This window comes from Lysinibacillus phoenicis (assembly GCF_047238325.1).
Taxonomy (GTDB): domain Bacteria; phylum Bacillota; class Bacilli; order Bacillales_A; family Planococcaceae; genus Lysinibacillus; species Lysinibacillus irui.
Genome location: NZ_JBDFMP010000002.1, coordinates 503069 through 522842, shown reverse-complemented (window position 1 = coordinate 522842; position 19774 = coordinate 503069). Strand labels below are relative to the sequence as shown.

The 19774-nt window shown below is 37.4% G+C and carries 17 protein-coding genes; 13 read left to right on the top strand and 4 right to left on the bottom strand.

What is annotated here, in order from left to right:
* The first annotated feature begins 136 nt into the window (after positions 1 to 136).
* From ABC382_RS03825 to ABC382_RS03775, 11 genes are all read left to right on the top strand, one after another.
* Positions 137 to 286 (top strand): transcriptional regulator, encoded by a 150-nt coding sequence (locus ABC382_RS03825; protein ID WP_274797201.1) that lies wholly within the window; start codon positions 137 to 139, stop codon positions 284 to 286.
* Between the two features lie 612 nt (positions 287 to 898).
* Complete coding sequence (locus ABC382_RS03820; RefSeq protein ID WP_274797204.1) at positions 899 to 2605, top strand: putative bifunctional diguanylate cyclase/phosphodiesterase; 1707 nt, start codon at positions 899 to 901, stop codon at positions 2603 to 2605.
* Positions 2606 to 2944: 339 nt separating this feature from the next.
* A complete protein-coding gene (gene proS, locus ABC382_RS03815; protein WP_322605116.1) occupies positions 2945 to 4381 on the top strand; it encodes a proline--tRNA ligase in 1437 nt (478 codons plus the stop codon).
* A 140-nt stretch (positions 4382 to 4521) separates the two neighbouring features.
* Positions 4522 to 5601: a hypothetical protein gene (locus ABC382_RS03810; RefSeq protein ID WP_412926589.1), complete on the top strand. Its 1080-nt coding sequence runs from the start codon at positions 4522 to 4524 to the stop codon at positions 5599 to 5601.
* Positions 5602 to 5622: 21 nt separating this feature from the next.
* Positions 5623 to 6309: a Dph6-related ATP pyrophosphatase gene (locus ABC382_RS03805; RefSeq protein WP_407134537.1), complete on the top strand. Its 687-nt coding sequence runs from the start codon at positions 5623 to 5625 to the stop codon at positions 6307 to 6309.
* Between the two features lie 102 nt (positions 6310 to 6411).
* On the top strand, positions 6412 to 6735 hold the full coding sequence (locus tag ABC382_RS03800; protein WP_322605118.1) for an ArsR/SmtB family transcription factor: 324 nt from the start codon (positions 6412 to 6414) through the stop codon (positions 6733 to 6735).
* 26 nt (positions 6736 to 6761) lie between these two features.
* On the top strand, positions 6762 to 7007 hold the full coding sequence (locus ABC382_RS03795; RefSeq protein WP_274797210.1) for a hypothetical protein: 246 nt from the start codon (positions 6762 to 6764) through the stop codon (positions 7005 to 7007).
* Between the two features lie 159 nt (positions 7008 to 7166).
* Positions 7167 to 7493, top strand: coding sequence for an ArsR/SmtB family transcription factor (locus ABC382_RS03790; RefSeq protein WP_274797212.1), 327 nt, complete (start codon positions 7167 to 7169; stop codon positions 7491 to 7493).
* Positions 7490 to 7900 carry an SRPBCC family protein gene (locus ABC382_RS03785; RefSeq protein ID WP_274797213.1) on the top strand — a complete coding sequence of 137 codons (411 nt, stop codon included), beginning with the start codon at positions 7490 to 7492 and terminating at the stop codon, positions 7898 to 7900. The genes ABC382_RS03790 and ABC382_RS03785 overlap by 4 nt, the downstream gene beginning before the upstream one ends.
* Before the next feature lie 103 nt (positions 7901 to 8003).
* On the top strand, positions 8004 to 11174 hold the full coding sequence (locus ABC382_RS03780; RefSeq protein ID WP_412926588.1) for an ATP-binding cassette domain-containing protein: 3171 nt from the start codon (positions 8004 to 8006) through the stop codon (positions 11172 to 11174).
* Positions 11175 to 11334: 160 nt separating this feature from the next.
* Entirely contained in the window at positions 11335 to 12285 is a 951-nt protein-coding gene (locus ABC382_RS03775; protein WP_274797215.1) for a nucleoside hydrolase, read from the top strand.
* 2 nt (positions 12286 to 12287) lie between these two features.
* On the opposite strand, the gene ABC382_RS03770 is transcribed toward ABC382_RS03775, so the two are convergent.
* The 3 genes from ABC382_RS03770 to ABC382_RS03760 are packed head-to-tail and all read right to left on the bottom strand — an operon-like array spanning position 12288 to position 16058.
* The gene (locus ABC382_RS03770; RefSeq protein WP_412926587.1) at positions 12288 to 13412 is read right to left on the bottom strand and encodes a Ger(x)C family spore germination protein; all 1125 of its coding nucleotides are present in this window, start codon (positions 13410 to 13412) and stop codon (positions 12288 to 12290) included.
* Entirely contained in the window at positions 13399 to 14520 is a 1122-nt protein-coding gene (locus ABC382_RS03765) for a GerAB/ArcD/ProY family transporter (RefSeq protein WP_274797217.1), read from the bottom strand. Before ABC382_RS03765 ends, ABC382_RS03770 begins: the two co-directional genes overlap by 14 nt.
* A 17-nt stretch (positions 14521 to 14537) precedes the next feature.
* Positions 14538 to 16058: a spore germination protein gene (locus ABC382_RS03760; RefSeq protein WP_312507336.1), complete on the bottom strand. Its 1521-nt coding sequence runs from the start codon at positions 16056 to 16058 to the stop codon at positions 14538 to 14540.
* Positions 16059 to 16503: 445 nt separating this feature from the next.
* Between ABC382_RS03760 and ABC382_RS03755 the strand changes: the two genes are divergently transcribed.
* Both ABC382_RS03755 and ABC382_RS03750 read left to right on the top strand, forming a co-directional pair.
* The gene (locus tag ABC382_RS03755; RefSeq protein ID WP_412926586.1) at positions 16504 to 17385 is read left to right on the top strand and encodes a GNAT family N-acetyltransferase; all 882 of its coding nucleotides are present in this window, start codon (positions 16504 to 16506) and stop codon (positions 17383 to 17385) included.
* Between the two features lie 298 nt (positions 17386 to 17683).
* Complete coding sequence (locus ABC382_RS03750) at positions 17684 to 17851, top strand: hypothetical protein (protein ID WP_412926585.1); 168 nt, start codon at positions 17684 to 17686, stop codon at positions 17849 to 17851.
* A gap of 652 nt (positions 17852 to 18503) precedes the next feature.
* On the opposite strand, the gene ABC382_RS03745 is transcribed toward ABC382_RS03750, so the two are convergent.
* Positions 18504 to 19706: an MFS transporter gene (locus tag ABC382_RS03745; protein WP_412926584.1), complete on the bottom strand. Its 1203-nt coding sequence runs from the start codon at positions 19704 to 19706 to the stop codon at positions 18504 to 18506.
* Positions 19707 to 19774 lie beyond the last annotated feature (68 nt).

Below are 19774 nucleotides of genomic sequence, written 5' to 3'. Positions count from 1 at the left end.
TAGAGCTCGAATTCCTTTTCTTGTTAGATGAAATTTTTCTGTTATAAACTCTTGACGTGCTACATAATCTGTTATATATTAAATAAAAATAAAAACAACTGTTATAAAACAGTTTGAATTCAAGGAGGAATTTTAGATGTCAAAGTATCGTGATGGCTATGATTTTTATTGTGAAATGTGTGAACGTTATGGGTTAGAACCAATTTCTTTCCGCTATTATGTCTTGCAATTATCCCAGCAACAACTTTCTGCCTATAATATGCAGGCAAAACAATTAGGAATTTAAAAGGACGTGGTTATGACGGAAGCCGACGTGAATATTTTATGAAAAGCCCAGCCATACTAAACAAAATGGACTGGGCTTTCGTCATTCACAAGAAATTTCAGATCATTCATTGACAAGTTAATAACGCTGTTATATATTTTTAATAAAATAATATTTCTGTTATATAACAAAATATTAGTTATGAACAAATCAAGTATAGTCGCAAGAATCAACATGCGAAAACTTCAGGAGGATCAATTGAATATGAGATCTCTTAGCGTGTAAAATACCTTACTGCCTACGGAGGACGGTAAGGTATTTTTGCATATTTACATAGTTATGTGCATTTTAAAGATAAATAGCCTAAAGTTAGTGCTTTTAATAGTACTAAAGTATTTAAAAACGCCATGATTAGACGATTTTCGGGAAAAATTAATCACTAATTTTTGTCTATTCTATTAAAAACTATCAAATGGAGCTTTGATTGTTTTTGATATTTGGGTTGAATTAACTGCTTTTCTAGGACTATAATATAATTACATAAATAAGGGCGATATACCACAACTTTATACCTCGCTGTAAGATAAAGCAAAAGTACCAAACCCTTCATATTTTAATGAATGGAGAATGAGAATGATGAATATCACGCCTAGTAGTATTAATCAAATGAACTACAGTCTAAAAGAATTACAAGATATCTTTTCTGCCATGAATAGTTCTATCATTGTAGCAATAACAGATCGCACCGGAAAAATCACTTTTGTGAACGATCATTTTTGCAAAATTTCGAAGTACACGCGTGAAGAATTATTAGGTCAAGATCACCGTTTACTAAATTCAGGTTTTCATCCAAAGTCTTTCTTTAGAGAGATGTGGAAAACAATTGGTAAAGGTGATATGTGGAATGGCGAGGTGTGCAATCGTGCGAAAGACGGCAGTTTATATTGGGTGAAGACAACCATTTTCCCATTCCTAGATGAAAGGGGAAAGCCTTATCAATATATCGCCATTCGAGTCGACATTACAGCACAAAAGGACATCAAAAAAATTACTCACATTGCCTATCACGATGAATTAACAGGGCTGCCAAATCGTCGTAAATTAGAACAGCGTTTAGAAAATGAATTTCATCAATCTCGACGTACAGGAGAAAAATTTGCGTTATTTTTCATTGATGTAAATCGCTTTAAACACATTAATGACGGGCTTGGGCATATTATCGGTGATATGTTTTTAGTGGAAATGTCCAATCGATTACGAAATATTGATTTTACCTCTAATTCTTTCTATCGCCATAATAGCGATGAATTTGTCATGATTTTAAATGATGTGAGTCGTATTGAAGAAATGGCCAAGGAAATTATTAACGTTTTCCATGAGAGCTTCATCGTAGATACCTATGAATTTTATGCAAGTATTAGTATCGGCATTAGTATCTTCCCAGATCACGCAAACTCCGTAGAAGAATTATTGAAAAATGCTGATATTGCTATGTATGCAGCAAAATCGACGCGAGGTAACCAATATCGCTTGTATCGTGAGAATATGGATGAAGCCAATGATAAATGGCTTTTATTAGAAACAAAATTACACCAAGCACTAAAACAGGATCGCTTAGAATTGCACTATCAGCCTAAAATAGATTTGAAAACAGATACGGTCATTGGTATGGAGGCATTGCTGCGCTGGTATGATCCTGAATTAGGACATATTCCACCAGATCGCTTTATTCCGTTTGCTGAAGATTGTGGACTCATAAATGATATTGGTGTTTGGGTATTACGTAAGGCCTCCGCCCAAGCTTGTTTGTGGAATGAAACACATGATTTATCGTTACGCGTAGCTGTGAATATTTCTCCAATTCATATTAGTACAGATGGCTTTGTCGAAATGGTGCGGGAGGTTATTGCAGAAACTGGCATTGACCCTCATTTATTAGAAATTGAAATTACTGAAATGAGTATGCTCGATTATACGGAAGACTTAATTGATACTATTAAACAATTGCGAGCACTCGGCATTACCATATCACTAGATGATTTCGGTACAGGCTATTCATCGTTAAATTACCTAAAAAAATTCCCAGTAGATGTACTTAAAATTGATCGTGCTTTTGTGCGGGATATCGTACCCGAAAAATCAGGAATCGCTATGATTTCGGCCATGATTTCTTTAGCCCACGCCTTAAATCTGCAAGTAGTTGCTGAAGGCGTTGAGGAGGAAGCTGAATTAAACGTTCTTCGCGAGCATGGCTGCGAATATGTTCAAGGCTATTATTTCAGTAAGCCTTTATCTGTTGGGGATTTTACGAATTTAATCGTTAACACCGTCACAAAATAAAATCAGTTATGAATTGCTATTCTTGAATGATTTTGCTAAAGTGGGATAAAGTAACTGTTAATAACCATACAATTTGATGATGTGGCCAAGTAAGTACGAATTGTGAGACAGAAAATATAGCAACTGCTGAGAGCTATATCACCGCTTCTGTACTGAACACCTACCACGGAGATGTTATGCAAACATAACCGAGTCGTTTTCGTTACCAAACGTGAGAGGGTTTTATGTGAAAGCTTAAAGCTAAACCAAGGTGGTACCACGTCTATCCAGCACAAAGACGTCCTTATTTTAAGGACAGCTTTGTGCTTTTTTATTTCAAAAATATATGGAGGAATGCACATGTCAAAACAACAAGAAGATTTTTCAAAGTGGTATATTGAAACCATTCAAAAGGCGGATTTAATGGATTATACACCTGTTCGTGGCTGTATTGCCTTTAAACCAGATGGCTACGAAATTTGGGAACATATTCAGGAGGAGATGGATCGTCGCTTTAAAGAGACAGGGCATCGTAATGCCTATTTCCCAATGCTTATTCCTGAATCCTTCTTCCAAAAGGAAAAGGATCATATCGAAGGATTTTCACCTGAGCTTCCATGGGTAACAGAAGCAGCAGGAGAACAATTAGAGGAACGCTTAGCGCTTCGACCAACCTCTGAAACAATGATTGGACACCTGTACTCAAATTGGATCAAAAGCTACCGGGACTTACCAGTGCTTATCAATCAATGGGCAAATGTTTTCCGCTGGGAAAAGAAAACACTTCCTTTTATTCGCACATCCGAATTCCTATGGCAAGAAGGACATACAGCTCACGTCGATGAAGAGGATGCTCGAAAAGAAACGATGCAAATGCTCGACATTTATAAAGAAGTAGTGGAACAAGTGCTAGCAATTCCTGTCTATGATGGTCAAAAAACGCCTTCAGAACGTTTTGCAGGTGCTGTCGATACGTATTCCATTGAAGCCATGATGAAAAATGGGAAGGCTGTGCAAGCAGGAACATCGCATTATCTCGGGACAAAGTTTGCTGAAGCCTTTAACATCAAGTATTTGAATAAAGCGAATCAGCATGAATATGTTCATACGACATCTTGGGGTACGTCTACACGGTTAATTGGTTCCGTTATTATGGTCCATGGCGATGAGCAGGGTCTGATTTTACCTCCTCGTATTGCGCCAACACAGGTAGTATTAATTCCAGTTGGACCATGGAAGAAGAACCCTCAAATTATGGAACATTTAGACGAAATCTTTGCTTCCTTAAAAGCGAAAGGAATTCGAGTTCGTCTGGATGATTCAGACCAGTCACCAGGCTTTAAGTTTAATGAATGGGAGCTAAAAGGGGTGCCAGTTCGCGTTGAATTAGGACCACGTGACCTGGAGAACAACCAAGCACTAATGAAAGCGCGTGATGAAGAAGACAAACGAACAATCGATTTAGCTACAATTGTCACAGCTATTGAAGAGGAGCTAACAACGATGCAAACGCGTTTACTGGAAAAAGCCCGTCAATTCCGTGAAGCAAATGCACACACAACAATTGATACACTTCCACAACTTCAGCAGCATATCGAAACAGCGAAAGAAAACAGCTCAATTCCAGGCTGGGTACTTGCTGGATGGTGTGGCGAGGATGCATGTGAGGAAAAAGTGAAGGAAGAAACAAAATACACATCCCGCAACATCCCATTCAATCCACCAACAACAAAAACAACATGTATTGGCTGTGGAAACAAAGCAAAGCATACAGTTTGGTTTGCGCAAGCGTATTAATATCGTTTGAACACCCTCCTATTTTGTAGGAGGGTGTTGTTGTTAAGTGGAAATTCTACTCGAGCAGCTAAGTTTTCATCAAGATTATGTTAAAATAAAGGACGTTATGACTTGAATTTCCTAAAGAAATGAGGACATGCATGGCGAATGTACAAGCATTATTCTATAACTATCTTAATATCAAATTCAATCGAGGATTACCAGCTGTTCCAATGGAGGACTTTGAGTATGCAGTATTAGAAGATCAAAGTGCGGAGCTCTTTTTTAGTGCTCATGAGCATGATACATTTTTGGCGTGGGCAGAGGAGCTTCAACCTCCAGATCCACAGTACGGTGATCCACCAAATGGGAAACCTATACTTTCATCGTATTTCCATCAGCTCGATGTTTACGATGAGCAAGTATTTTACTATTTACACTATACCATTAATTCAACCACAAGGATTATTCCTCGTCATCCATATAATACAATGAATGACCGGATGAAAAATTATTGTTTCTTCCAACTAGCTCAACTATCGTATATGACAATGTTAAACGAAGAGCAAAAGCAACAATTAAAAGATTTCTTGTTCTTTTTCTTTTTGTATGCTCATCCAGTGAATGAGGAGACGCTTTACGCCTTTTCATTCCAAGACCAATCGATAGTACATACAAAAACGAATATTCGTCTGGAGCAATATCTTTCTTTTTACCATGATTATTTTTTTGAGCACGCCCACAACTATCAGGATTCATTAGTGTTAGCGCCTGAGGAAATAAACGCTTGTAAGCATCTTACGTTAGAACTCTTAAAAACATTAGAGGGGAAATCGCATAAGCTTGCGATGCCTCAAGAAGAAGGGCTTGAGGAAATCCTCCGGTTAATTAATGATGTGGACCACTTTTTACATATGTATAAGGAAAATAAATTAGCATTCTTTCAATTGCTAAACAACATGCTGTTAGAGGAGCTGTCCAATCCTTACCGAGAGCATTGTATGAGTATGTTATTACAAAATTACGCCATTTATATTTTGAATTTTCATTTTGATGAACTCCAAGCGTTAGTTGAGTATTTTCAAGACAACCCATTATTATGTAAATTTATACTCAATAAAATGTTTGCGGATACGATTTTTTTGCAGAAAATCATGAGGCAATCCAATATCGACATCAACAACTATCCGAAAATTACGCAGTTTTTCGACGAGGAAGCTAAAAGAATATATCTTGATTGATAGTAAAGGGAGAAAAGTAATATGACAGAAACAACAGGCTGGAAAAATAATGCGCAAGATCATCGATTTATTGCTTCATTTAGTGGTGGAAAGGATAGTGTCTTAGCTTTATATAAAGCATCGCAGGTAGGTCAAGCAATAGGTCTTATCGTGATGCTTGAGGAAGAAGGGCAACGCTCAAGGTCCCATGGGATGCCACCAGAGCTTATCCAGGCACAAGCAGACTCGATCGGATTACCTGTCTATACGGCTGCAGCAAGTTGGGCAGAATATGAGCATGTGTTCATTGGTCTTTTAGAAAATGCAAAAAATCAAGGGGCAGAGGTATTAGTGACAGGAGATTTAGACATGCCTGAACATGGCTGCTGGCATGATCAGGTGACAAAAAAGGCAGGATTAAAGCTGGGTATGCCTTTGTGGGAGATGAACCATCGTCAAGCTGTCGATGAATTTATTAACTTAGGATTTATCACGATGATTGTCACGGTCAACTTATCCTTAGGTATGACCGAAGAAGATTTAGGAAGAACACTTACCTACGAATATGTACAGGAGCTTGAAGCCCGCGGCATTGACCCTTGTGGGGAGGGTGGAGAATTCCATACAACTGTCATCGATGGACCACTTTTTAAGCAGCCTATTCAAGTTCGGAAATGCTCAATTGTACGAGACGGAGACTATGCATTTCTACCTTTAGAACTTGCGTAAAATCACTCAAGATAACCTTTAATGTGATGACCAATTCATTACATTAAAGGTTTTTTCACCTTAACTTGTCATTTTGTTTCATGTGTAATAAAATTATTACATATGAAAGATATATTAAAAGGTGATGAACTGTTAACAGTATTGGGTGCTCTGTCAAATCCTTATCGTTTAAAAATTATTGCTATTCTCCATCAAGAAAAGCGATATGTTAGTCAACTTGCAAGAGAGTTAGCAATCAGTAGACCATTACTATACTTACATTTACAAAAATTAGAGGAAGCTAACTTAATTAATGGCTATCACGAAGTTTCTGAAAGTGGCAAAGCGATGAAGTATTACACGCTAAACCCTTTTAGCATTACATTAAATGCCGATTTCATTGCCCAAGTTGCTAGCGGCATAACGGATAAAAAAAGAAAGGAATAACATTGTTTTTAGATGGTTTACTAATTATGAAGGGAGTTGATGAAATGTCGTCCATGTCCATTTCAATCTTTTCGGCATTCTTTGCTTTGCTGCCACTGATTGTTCTTGTTATTATTTTTGTCTTTGTAATAAGCGTTATCCGTCGTATGGAACGTCGTGCAGAGGAACGTTTAACATTAGATAAAGAAACAGCCCATTTGCAACAACTGCAAATTCAGGAAATTAATAACCGTTTAACAAATATTGAAAATATCCTAAAACAAATTGATTAAAGTACAAAGGTTCTTACCTCTGTACTTTTTTAATTCAATTTTTCTTTTAAGAGGGTATAAAAACAATTCGATATTGTCTAAAATAACATTTGACTGGACACTAATTGGTGTCATATAATTAAGACACCAATCAGTGTCCTATTAGAAAGGGTGGTGGTTTTGAGTAACAATCATCAAGAGCGTGACGTCTATGTAGCCATTGCTGATCCGACAAGACGAAAATTAATTGGTTTGTTGGCAGAGGTAGATGAGTTACCACTTCACGAATTAACCGCTCAATTTGACATGGGGCGTACTGCCGTATCGAAACATTTGGCCATCCTCAAAGATGCAGGTCTTGTTATGGCTCGCAAGGAAGGTAGAGAGACCAGGTATCGGCTGAATGCAGCACCATTGAAAGAAATACAAGATTGGGTCTCGTTTTATGAAGGATTTTGGAAAGAAAGAATATCAAAACTACATCTTTTATTGGAGGAAAACAAATGAAACCAGATGTATCATTAGATTTTAAATTTACAAGTTCCATCGAAAAAGTGTGGCATGCGTTAACAGATCCAGAGACGCTTGCAAAATGGATTTGGAGCAATGATTTTCAGCCAATCGTCGGCCATCAATTTCAATTCCGTGCTGAGCCAAATGAATGGTGGGATGGTATTGTAAATTGTGAAGTACTTGCAGTTGAAGAGCCTCATAAATTATCATACACGTGGTCTAGTGCTGGCGAAACAACAACAGTAACTTGGACACTTACAGAACAATCTGATGGAACTACACAGCTTCACCTCGACCAAAGTGGATTTAGTGAAGAAACAAAAGCTCGTCAAGGAGCTATTGAAGGGGCTAAATATGCTTGGACAAATATGGGTTCACAGCTTGAAAAAGTATTAGCCTAATCATCGTCATTCAAATAACCTTACAATGAAGAACGCAATTCCTTAGCAAGAATTGTGTTCTTTCATTTTCTAACAAGCCTAATACACACGAAAGGATCACGACATGAAGATCAATCAACTCATTGCCAATAATATCAACCGTTTAGATGTAGTTTTACCAGAAGATCAATCACTAGGAATTGCAGGGTTGTCTGGCTCAGGGAAAACGACATTTTGTCAAACGATTGGGGAGGAATCAAAAAAACGTCTCGTTTCTTTATTACCTAAGTCTGAATATCAATATTTGTTTCCAAACATTATGGAAACGAACTTCAGTGCGATTCAAATGGAGGACATGCCATTAGTTCTTTTCCTAGGGAAATCATCTATCTCTACAAATCCTCGTTCAACAATTGGTACACATACAGGTGTTTTTAAAGAAATACGTGATCGTTTGGCAGAAGAATTTCAGCTGTCTCCAGAGGTTTTTTCCTTTAATAACGCTTTAGGCTGGTGTCCTGCATGTAAAGGACGAGGCACGACGAAAAATGTAGAGTGTAAAAAATGTCAGGGTAAACGCTATAGTCCAGAAGTGGAGCAACATCGACTAACTTTATGGAATGAACCCTATAGCATTTCTGATATTCATAATTTAAGCATCGAGGCTATCTATTCTTTATCAAATGAATTAACAATTAGCGAAGAAAAACAGCATATACTTCAAAATATCATTCAAATGAACATTGGCTATTTAACATTGAATCGTATTATGGGGACATTATCAGGTGGGGAATTAACTCGACTTTACTTAGCTGAATTCATGGCAACGAGCGAAAATACAGTCATCATTGTCGATGAAATATCGGTTGGTTTGGACCATGATACGTTATTAAAAATATTGGAGCAAATTCAACAACTGGGCTATAAAAATCAAATTTGGCTTATCGATCATTCAGATACTGTGCTCGACACTGCAGATAAGCCTTTATTCTTCGGACCAGGTAGTGGGAAATACGGTGGGAAAATTGTAGACGAGTCCCCTCGACCACAGCCAATTTATTGGGAACGAAATCAGGTAATGCCCACTACCTACTACCAATTCCAAGACCTCCATTGTCGGAATATCCAAATGGACAGAATAGAAATTCCTAAAAATCGACTTGTTACTTTTACAGGGGAATCTGGTTGTGGAAAATCAACACTTGTCAATGAATGTATCGCGAAAGATTTTGTTAAACGCTATCCAAAGGATAAACTTGTGATGGTTGGACAAGATCGTAATCAATCCATTACAAGTCGATCTACTGTCGCAACATTCCTCGATATTAAAAGGAAATTAACAAAATATAGTGAGGAGATTGAAGATATTTTTCAACGTTCGATTGAGGATATCATTGATGAACTCCCTAATGAAGACATGGCCCATAAGCGGTTAAGCTTGCTGATAAAATTAGGACTTGGCTATTTAACATTGGAAAGAAAGACACAATCCCTTTCTACTGGTGAATTCCAATGTGTACATCTTGTCTCAGAGTTATTTGCGAATTCTCGAAACCCACATACACTATTTATTTTTGACGAGCCGTCTAAAGGGTTATCTCAAAATATTTTAAATCAGTTCATTGATAGTGTAAGGGACATCCTTGAAGATGAATCCATTTCCATCATCATGATTGAGCACAATGCCTATATGCTCGAAAGCTCAGATTTTATCATTGATTTTGGGAAAAGACAGCAGGAGCCTGTGACACATCTTGAGGTGGTCAGTCAAGAAGACTATTTTAATCAAGTGAAGCATTCACAAAACATAGCTCCTTTACACATTGCGTCAACACTTGATTCTAGAAATGGCATTCAATGCTTAGAAGACCATCAGATTAGCTATTTTAAAAGGGCGGAAAATATTTATAAAGGGGGAATCTTAAAAAGCCTATCCTCTATGGCTCGACTTATATACAGTGATTACGAATCGAACAGGATTGCCCCAGTCATTGCTATTGATCTAGAGCGACATTTATATAGCCAATATAGTTTTCTCTATGAAATTGGGGGGCTTATCAACCATATTGTCGCTTCACATCCAACGAATAAGGATACAAGAAGCTTTGATTTCTTTAGCCAAGAAAATCACTGTCCAAGCTGTTCGGGGCGATTAGAAATAGAAAAATTCGATTTTGATATCGTAGTACAAAATAAAAATGTGCCATTTTGGGACGGTTTATTACATCCAGATGTGATGGATGTCTTAAAATACTACCAACATTCAAAATTAGAATTCCTCTTTGAAGAGATTAAAAATGAACTTGGCCAGGATATAAGTAAAAGCTACAATGAAATGACAGAAGAAGAAAAACATACATTTTTATATGGCTATTGGGATCAATCTTTTTATGATAAGACAACGAAATCCTCGAAAAAATGGGAGGGCTTTAATTTAATCATTGGCCGCTATATTGTCATTTCGAAATCTAAGATAAAAGAGCAAATGAAAGAAACAAGAAAAATGGTGCCTTGCCCAATCTGTCATGGCACAGTGCTTAATCATCAGAAGAAATTACGATTTGGGGACACAGATATCCGAGACTTAATCCATCAGTCACTGGATGAAGTCATTAAAATTGTAGGGAGCTTACCACAATTAGAAAAAATGAAAGCAATCGTTGGTGGAGATATGTCGTTACTCCAAGATGTCTCCTTGTTGCCAAGAGAAACGCAAGTAGCGTTGAAAATGCTGGAATTGGAGCTTGCAAGCTTTGTAGGGTATGAAATCGTTCTGCAAAACGCTTTACCATTCTGGAAAAAAATCGAAAGCAATTTAGACGTTATTAGCCGTAAAAATCAAGTAACGATCTGTGATTTTGCTAATATTTACGAGACGAGAGAAGCAATAATCGACCAGTATTTTACGAATGGCAAATACAAAAAACTTACCTATGTGTATGAGGCGTTTGGCTACAAAAAAATCGTCACTCAAATCAACAAAGTTAAAGCAAATCATACTTGCCCATTCTGTAAAGGGAAAAAGGTTCTTTCAGAGGATGGTCTACATGATGGCGTCTACAAGTTAACCGTCCCTTGTGTTAGCTGTGGTGCAAGTGGTATTAATGAAGAGGGGCGTCAGCAAATCGTCGATGGTATTGCTGTACAAACTTGGCTAACAGGAAAGGTAAGGGATGTGGTAAAAGAAGGCTCTCATCTTGAGGCTGTTGCTCATATTCCAATTTTCAATCGCATTCGTGAGTTAAATAAACAAGAAATGATGGCGGTTTATCAATACTTACAACATAATAACTAAGCTCAACTTGTTAGAAAACCCATTTGCGCGCAGCAAGTGGGTTTACTTCATTTGATTAATCACACTAATTTTTCCAAAAAAGTTAACATTCAGTGTCGTCTTTGCCATTTTAATCGTACTATAAAGGTAGCTGGATTGGCAGTAAAAGGGAGGTTATTCTTTGGTCAAAAAAGTACTGTTATTTGGAGATATTGGCATTGATGATACGGTTGCCTTAATTTATGCAAGGCTAAATAAAGAAATAGAAATTGTGGGCTTAGTTGCAGACTACGGAAATGTCTCGCGAGAAGATGCGGTGTCCAATATTTATTATGTGATGAAATTATTCGATTTCCCACAGGGTATTCCCGTTATTTTGGGAGCAGAGGTTCCTTTAACGGGGGAACAACCCACTTACTACCCAGAGATTCACGGACAACGAGGGCTGGGACCTATTGTACCAAATGACGATCACGAATTAAAAATTGAAAACTTTTTTGAAATTGTCAATATAATTGAAAGGTATAAGGATGAGGAGCTTATTATTGTCAATATTGGTCGGTTAACCTCACTAGCTACAATGTTTATCCTTTACAATGACCTAATGAAAAATATCAAGGAATACTATATTATGGGTGGTGCGTTTTGGGTTCCTGGAAATGTCACTACAGTGGCAGAAGCGAATTTTCATGGTGATCCGTTTGCTGTGAAAATTGTGCTAACCTACGCAACGAATGTAACAATCATTCCATTGAATGCCACACAAAAGGCAATTGTTACACCAGGGATGGTGGACTATATTGATTCATTTGGTCAAACAAAAATCCTTAAACCATTAATGGACTACTATACTCGTTTTTATCAAGAACGGGACCCTTCTTTATTAGGAAGCCCCGTCCATGATGCATTAACGTTGATGGCAACAATTTATCCTGACATGTTTATCTATGAGTCCTATCCGGTCATCATTGTGGATAAACTTGAAGGTCCGGCAAGAGGGCAAAGTATTGCCGAAACACGGCCATATGAAAATGGTAACAATGGAGCAAAAAGACATCGTATTGCCTTTGATATTCATTATGACAAGTTCTTTCATAACTTTTTGTCTATCATGACAGGTCAATTAGTTTGAGCCTATTCAAAAACCCCATCTCGTAGGATCACAAATTTAACATTGACATTCACTTTCATATCTTTATACATTTTATGCCATTTTTTTTTTGTCAGCTTAGAATGTCTCACAGAACTTCTATATTTCTCGCCAAAGCCAAAAATATCCGATTCGGCTTCCTGACTATGCGCGATTACTCTTTCAATTTCCTTTGTTAGTTTCTTCTCGATTGCATCCTGTAGTATTTTTACATTCTTCGCGTCGCCTAAATTCATATCAGGATATACCTCTAAAACTCTTGACCGAATGTCGATGTTAAGATCAAACTCTGGTGTATCGGCATTCACTAATTTTATCTTTCTATTTGAATGGATGGCATCAAAGGCCACAGTTATTTTTTCTGCAGGTTTTTGAAGAACTTTAGATGGAATATCCTCTTTGTCTAAGATCGTTTCAAACAATCCAACTTTAAAGGTGTCTCGGACAATTTTAACGTAAAAGCTATCGTTTGCTGGAAGGGAACCCACCATTTTGCTCCCTTTAAAAAGAGCTACGCCACTTAATTCAACAAGCTCGCCATTTCTTTTAATAATTGGCATCGCTAAATCTTTCCCAAATGAATAGTAATCATGTGCGATTTGATGGAGTGTAGCCGAAATCATATATTCCTGTCTTACATTTTGTTCGATTAAACGAAATATATGTTGGCCAATATCCTCGATATCTTTGTATTCGTAGCTCAATAATGAGGATGTTTTACCCTCTACCACAGCCATATAGACACTATTACTAACACTAGCGTTTTCTAGGTTTGTATCTATATAATAGTGCAAACTTTCTTTTGCTAAATCGTCACCAAACAAGACAACCCTCATTTGACCGACCATGATTTTTTTTGAAAGCCTGCGATTCGCCTCCATACGATTTCCTTTACTTGTTTCATTTTCGGTTGTTAAAACTTCTACATTACTTTGAAATTCTGGATTTACTTCACGTATAACGGCTGTCGTCGCAATTTTTTCTTCAGTTCCTTTATCATAACCAATCAATGTAGTTAATCCTATTTTATCTAAAATATTTGTCTGCACACATCCATATAAAAAAATAAATGATATAAAAACAATAAAATAGCATTTAAGTTTGTTCATCTTTTTTCACCTTCTTTGATGTGAAGTTCTTTTTCAGCACGGCAAGCATCCATAGCAAAATAGGGTAAACAAAGATTACGTAAAATGCCACATGCCCAAAAATCGTATTAATCGTATTAATCTGAGTACGTGTTTGTATGATTAATGTACCGATAAACACAAAGAAAGAGAGTAACCAAACAAACTTTGTCCCGCTTATATTGACTAAACGAATAGCCCCTCGGTAAGCAGCCCATAAATAAAGACACATATTCGGCAAAATGATTAACATCCAATAACAAACGGCGATAAATTCAAAGCGCTCAATAAAAGGAAAGCTAATAAAACTAAATAATGTTAATGTGGCCCATATCGTTTTTAATAATTTACCTTCACTATAATAGGTAATTGACACCAGCATGACGGATAAATAGATAAAGGTTGTAAACAGCAAACCTAAATGAACATGTTTTTGAACATTTTTCTTTTCTTTTACAAAGGGATAAATAACGTTTAAGACCTCAAAGCCAATAATAGTGAAAGTCATTGAAAAGGTACCTTTTAAAATCGAACGAAAGTCATTTTCCAGAACCGGTAATAAACTTTCTGCTACTGAATACTTCAAAGGAAAAGCCAACATAGGAAAAATCCATAAGGAAAGTATAATACTAAAAAAGGCCAGACCTACAATTACGCGTAGCCCTCCAGTAAAGGCATATATAACGACAATGAGTAAAGTTGCTGACAGAAACCATGTCCCTATTCCAGGAAACAACCACACTTGGATTACTTCAATATAATTTCGTAAAACGGAAAAGAATGCTACCGAGCAATATAATACATACATGGCATTGAATAAATTGCCTATCCATTTGCCAAAGATATCTTGTTGAATGCCATATAAATCATTGGAGCCATAAATCTCTAATGTTTTAATCATAAAAAATGCGACGATATGAGAGGCAATCCCTGCAAGTAAAACTGAAATCCATGCGTCTTGTCTTGCATCTTGATAGACAATTCGTTGAAATCCCTGTATACCAACCCCAACTTGTGCGCCATGTATGACAAAAAACAGTAAATAAGCGCTAATCATATCTTTAGGGCTAAGTTGTATAGGTTTTGTCATTTTACTTCACCTTCATTTCAACTTTTTTCCGGTTTTACAGGTTGAGGCTCAAATTTATTTTCATCTTTTGGTCTAGTTAAAGCAGGTCTTTTCGCTGTTAAAGGTACAGGCATTCTGATGATGCTATCTCGAATTTCTTTCATTCTAGGTGGATAGAATGGAGACATATACGGAGCACCCAAACTTGTCTGGCGTATTAGATGAATAAGAATAAAACAGAAAGCCAACATGATACCATAAAAGCCCCAGAATCCTGCTAGTATAATAATTGGGAAGCGAATAAGACGAATAACGTTCCCCATCATATAACTAGGTGACGTGAAAGAAGCCAGAGCACTTAAAGCAATAATGATCAGTAATATATTACTTGTAATACCAGCTTGTACGGCTGCAGTACCAATTACAATACCGCCTACGATACCAATTGTTTGGCCGATTTTCGTGGGCAATCTTGCTCCCGCTTCTCTCAGCAACTCAATAATAAATTCCAGCAGCAATGCCTCAAATATCGGTGGAAAAGGTACTAACGCCCTTGATTCACTTAAAGGTACTAAAAAAGCTTGTGGTATGACTTCATAATGAAAGGTTACAGCTGCTACATAAAATGGTGTTAAATAGACGGATATAAAGAAGGCAGCTAAACGTAATAATCTTAGAAAAGTGGCAATTTGCCATCTTAAGTTTTGATCTTCCTGACTTTGGAAAAACTCTGTAAACGCTTGTGGACAAACAATAGCCATGGAGCTGCCATCTACAAGAACACCCACTTTGCCATCCAAAAGAGCATCGCATAATCTATCTGGCCTTTCAGTCATAAGCATTTGTGGGAAGACTGATAACGAATTATCATCAATCATTTCTGCCAAAACTGCGCTATCTAATAACTGATCAATATCAAGGTCTGATATTCGTTGACGCAATGTATTAACCATTTGATCGGAGGCAATACCACTCATATATAAAATGGAAACTGATGTATTCGTCCGCCTGCCAATTTTGAGCTTTTCATTACAAAGCTCAGGACTCACTATGTAGCGACGAATTAACGAAATATTTGTAGCTAGGCTTTCATTAAATCCAACCTGTGTGCCAATTACCTGTGATTCATTTTCAGGCGCTGATAATGCTCTAGATTCCCTTGTAGCAATATCAACCAATAGAACGTTAGAGTAGCCATCGACATGAATCAAAACAGATCCATTGACCATGGATTTTACAGTTTCCCTAAGTAAACTGGTTTCATTTACTTCAGGAACAGAAAGAGAAATCTCAATATCCTCCGGTTTTTCATATGGATGATTCTGTAAAATTGCTATAATATCATTATTTAACGTTTGGTTATCGACTAAATTTTCAATATAAATAAGGGTAAGATTTGGTGGAATAGATTTTATAATTAAATCAGCTGGATTATTAGTAGCAGTTTTAATCGATTGAATAAAATGATCTGTCGCTTGAGCAACCCTTACTAGATTTTCTTTAGGCGCCTCTTTTGTTGGTGGTGGTTGTTTTTTATTGAAAGGTAGTTTAAATTTCATTTTAAATAAAAGGCTCCCTTCATGGTTAACTTCGTTTATAGAATAGGCTTTAAAAGGGGATTCTATACTTTTTTCTGCAAGTTTGCAGTGGACAGCATTTAACAAAAAGTGGTAGTATTATAGGTATCTTAAAAACAGAACGGAGTTTAGACCATTATGCTAAAACTGATTATCGCAAATTAAATTCCATGGAATTTAATAGTGGGGCATTTCTATAATTTTTAGGAAATTATAGGGTTTATTTGGTATTGCCCTTTTGCGATAACGAAGAGAAGCATGATCATGTCTAATCCACAGTAAAACTGTTTGCTACTTTTGGTTGCTAGCTTTATTTTCTGTGTAACCAAGGACTTTATGAGTGTGTGCTCATAAGGTCTTTTTCTGTTTTTAGGAGGTGATGATTCCCAACAAAAAGGACGTAGTGAAATAAAAGGAGGGAATTGAAGTGGAAAAATATGAACTAGTATTTGATTATCGTCATGATGAAAAATTAAAGGCAAGTTTTAATGATTTAGCAATCAAGACATTTGGTTTAGATTTTCGAGACTGGTACAACAAAGGATATTGGAATGACCAGTATATTCCGTACTCATTTGTTATGGAAGGTAGAGTCATTGCCAATGCCTCGATTAGTAAAATGTCGTTAGTAATCAATGGTGAGCGACTAAACGGCATTCAAATCGGTACAGTCATGACCGACGAAAACTATCGTAATCAGGGTTTATCTAAGCAGTTGATGCAGGAGATTCTCAATAAATACGAAGATATCTGTGATGTCATGTATCTTTTTGCCAATAACACTGTATTGGATTTTTATCCAAAGTTCGGCTTTACACGGATTCATGAAAGTGAATTTAGCTTAGATCTCACAAAAAAAACTATTCAACCGAACAATGCTACCTTACAGCGACTAACAATTGAACAGGATCTTGTCATTCTAGAAAACTATGCGAAAAATCGTCAAGTCAATTCTAGTATTATTGATGTGGAACAGAACGAAACCCTATTAATGTTTTATTTCACCATCGTATTTCATGATGCCATTTACTATCTAGAAGACTTAGAAACAATTGTGTTAATGGAAGAAGACGGTGGCGTTATAAATATTTACGATATCATCTCCATACGGCCATTCGATGCGGAGACTGTGTTAGCAAGCGTTGTTAAAGACACTACAAAAAAAGTAGTATTCTATTTCACCCCTGACTTTACCATCGAGGGCATGACAGCAACCATCATACCAAATGATGACGATGCCCTATTTGTCCTCTCGAAAAAACCACTACTAGAAGGAAATTTTATGTTCCCTCTAACATCGCATAGTTAAGTGAGGGAGGGGGTAATCGCTACTGAAGGGGATTTTGATCACTTCAGTAGCGAGATGAGCGCTTTTGTAACAAATTGGAGCGCTTCGAGCGTGGATATGAGCGCTTTGGCATGAAAAAGGAGCACTTCAAGCATAGATAAGAGCGCTTTTGTATCAAATTGGAGCGCTTCGAGCATAGATATGAGCGCTTTGATATGAAAAAGGAGCGCTTCGGGCATAGATACGAGCGCTTTGGCATGAAAAAGGAGCACTTCGAGCAGGGTTTCGAGCGCTTTAGCATCAAAATGGAGCACTTCAGGTGAAATTCGAGCGCTTTTGTAACAAATTGGATCACTTTGAGCGTAGTTTCGAGCGCTTTGTGATGAAAATGGAGCGCTTCAAGCAGAGTTTCGAGCGCTTTGCGATGAAAAAAGAGCGCTTCGAGCAGAGTTTCGAGCGCTTTGCGATGAAAAAAGAGCGCTTCTAGCATAGATACGAGCGCTTTGACATGAAAATGGAGCGCTTATAGCGTAGATATGAGCGTTCTGACATGAAAAATGGAGCACTTCAAGCAAAGTTTCGAGCGCTTTGACATGAAAATGGAGCGCTTCGAGCAGAGTTTCGAGCGCTTTGGCATGAAAAAGGAGCGCTTCAGGCAGCGATACGATCACTTTGCAATAAAAATGATCACTTCAAGCGTAGTTTCGAGCGCTTTGTGATGAAATTGGATCACTTCAAGCAGAGTTTCGAGCGCTTTGACATGAAAATGGAGCACTTCAGGTGAAATTCGAGCGCTTTGACATGAAAAAAGAGCGCTTCTAGCATAGATACGAGCGCTTTGGCATGAAAATGGAGCGCTTCTAGCATAGATATGAGCGCTTTGACATGAAAATGGATCACTTCAAGCAGAGTTTCGAGCACTTTGATATGAAAATGGAGCGCTTCGGGCATAGATATGAGCGCTTTGGCATGAAAAAGGAGCATTTCAGGTGAAATTCGAGCGCTTTTGTAACAAATTGGATCACTTCCAGTAAAGATACGATCACTTTGCAATAAAAAAGGATCACTTCTAACAAGAATCCAAGCTCCTCATTACTATAAAAAAGAGGGAGTCACAAACTTGACTCCCTCTTTATCTATTAGGAAAGGACCTGAATAGTTGATTCTTTTTTAGTTGTCACTTTTAATGTTAGCAACATCAGAACTACCAAAGTAAATAATAATGCTATGAGGGCAACGTCAAAGGTGTTCGTTATATCTTTAATGACCCCCACGAGCATTGGAATAATCCCACTTATAATATAGCCTCCGAATTGAATCATGGCTGTCCAATCGCTTGCTTCCTTTGGTGTAGATGTTGCATCTAAAGGGAGAATCATGGCTAATGGGAATAAGCCCCCAGCACCAATCCCAGCTAATGCGGCACAGAAAACAGGTGAGATTCCGCCAATGATTAACATGAAAATGCCGGTAAAAGAACTCAATGCACAAAGCAGCATCCACGGTTTTCTCTTGGTACTATTATTAATAATGATTGGAATAATAAAGCTACAAATCATTTGCATAACGGAAAAAACCGTGACGGTTGTTGCCGCGTAGGCATCACTATAACCAACGTCCTGTACTTTCGGAGCGAGCCATGTTGCCAGGGAATAATAAACACCGGATTGCAAACCAAACATGATCATAAGGAGCCATACATATCGGTTTCCCCATGGTAATCGACTTTTTTGACTTCCAGATTCGTTTTTAGTTGGCTGTGATTGTTTTGATTTTTTAATAATGGGAATCCAAACTAGGACACCCGCAAGCGCAAACACAGACCATATCGCTAAAGCTGCGTTCCAAGATTGATGAAAAGCGTGCATGACAGGCACGACTAAACCAGCGCTGAGTGACGCCCCGATCCCCATTCCTGCAGAATAAACCCCAATCATAGAGGATGAAGATCTAGGGAAATGCTTTTTAATGTAACCAGAAATTAATGGCCCTGTTATGGCAATGCCTATACCACTTAGAATAGCAGTTACTAGTAAAAGCACAGGCGATGATGCGATTAGTCGAAATGCTGTTGACCCACCAATTAATAAAACTGATAAAGCAATTGTCAGCTCGATGCCCCAGCGTTCACTTAACTTCCCGGCTAATGGTGCAAAAATGCCCATACAAAAAACGGGTAGGGCAGTTAATAAACTGACGACAGCACTAGACATGTGCAAGTCCATCTGAATATTTTTTAGCACAGGTGAGATAGAAGTGATGGAAGCTCTTAGATTCATCGATAGAATGAATAAAGAAAAAACGCTCCAAATCATATATAGATTTTTTGATTTTACTATCATAGAAGTACATCTCCTTGTATAATTAAAAATGCTTATTTGATATACTATAGTTAACTTTTCATCAACTA

Bases quoted from the DNA above. Each gene is read 5' to 3' on its own strand.
- ABC382_RS03780 (WP_412926588.1), top strand. From the start codon at position 8,004: ATGAAGATCAATCAACTCATTGCCAATAATATCAACCGTTTAGATGTA.
- ABC382_RS03800 (WP_322605118.1), top strand. From the start codon at position 6,412: ATGAAAGATATATTAAAAGGTGATGAACTGTTAACAGTATTGGGTGCT.
- ABC382_RS03765 (WP_274797217.1), bottom strand. From the start codon at position 14,520: ATGACAAAACCTATACAACTTAGCCCTAAAGATATGATTAGCGCTTAT.
- ABC382_RS03820 (WP_274797204.1), top strand. From the start codon at position 899: ATGATGAATATCACGCCTAGTAGTATTAATCAAATGAACTACAGTCTA.
- ABC382_RS03785 (WP_274797213.1), top strand. From the start codon at position 7,490: ATGAAACCAGATGTATCATTAGATTTTAAATTTACAAGTTCCATCGAA.
- ABC382_RS03795 (WP_274797210.1), top strand. From the start codon at position 6,762: ATGAAGGGAGTTGATGAAATGTCGTCCATGTCCATTTCAATCTTTTCG.
- proS (WP_322605116.1), top strand. From the start codon at position 2,945: ATGTCAAAACAACAAGAAGATTTTTCAAAGTGGTATATTGAAACCATT.
- ABC382_RS03760 (WP_312507336.1), bottom strand. From the start codon at position 16,058: ATGAAATTTAAACTACCTTTCAATAAAAAACAACCACCACCAACAAAA.
- ABC382_RS03825 (WP_274797201.1), top strand. From the start codon at position 137: ATGTCAAAGTATCGTGATGGCTATGATTTTTATTGTGAAATGTGTGAA.
- ABC382_RS03810 (WP_412926589.1), top strand. From the start codon at position 4,522: ATGGCGAATGTACAAGCATTATTCTATAACTATCTTAATATCAAATTC.
- ABC382_RS03805 (WP_407134537.1), top strand. From the start codon at position 5,623: ATGACAGAAACAACAGGCTGGAAAAATAATGCGCAAGATCATCGATTT.
- ABC382_RS03745 (WP_412926584.1), bottom strand. From the start codon at position 19,706: ATGATAGTAAAATCAAAAAATCTATATATGATTTGGAGCGTTTTTTCT.
- ABC382_RS03770 (WP_412926587.1), bottom strand. From the start codon at position 13,412: ATGAACAAACTTAAATGCTATTTTATTGTTTTTATATCATTTATTTTT.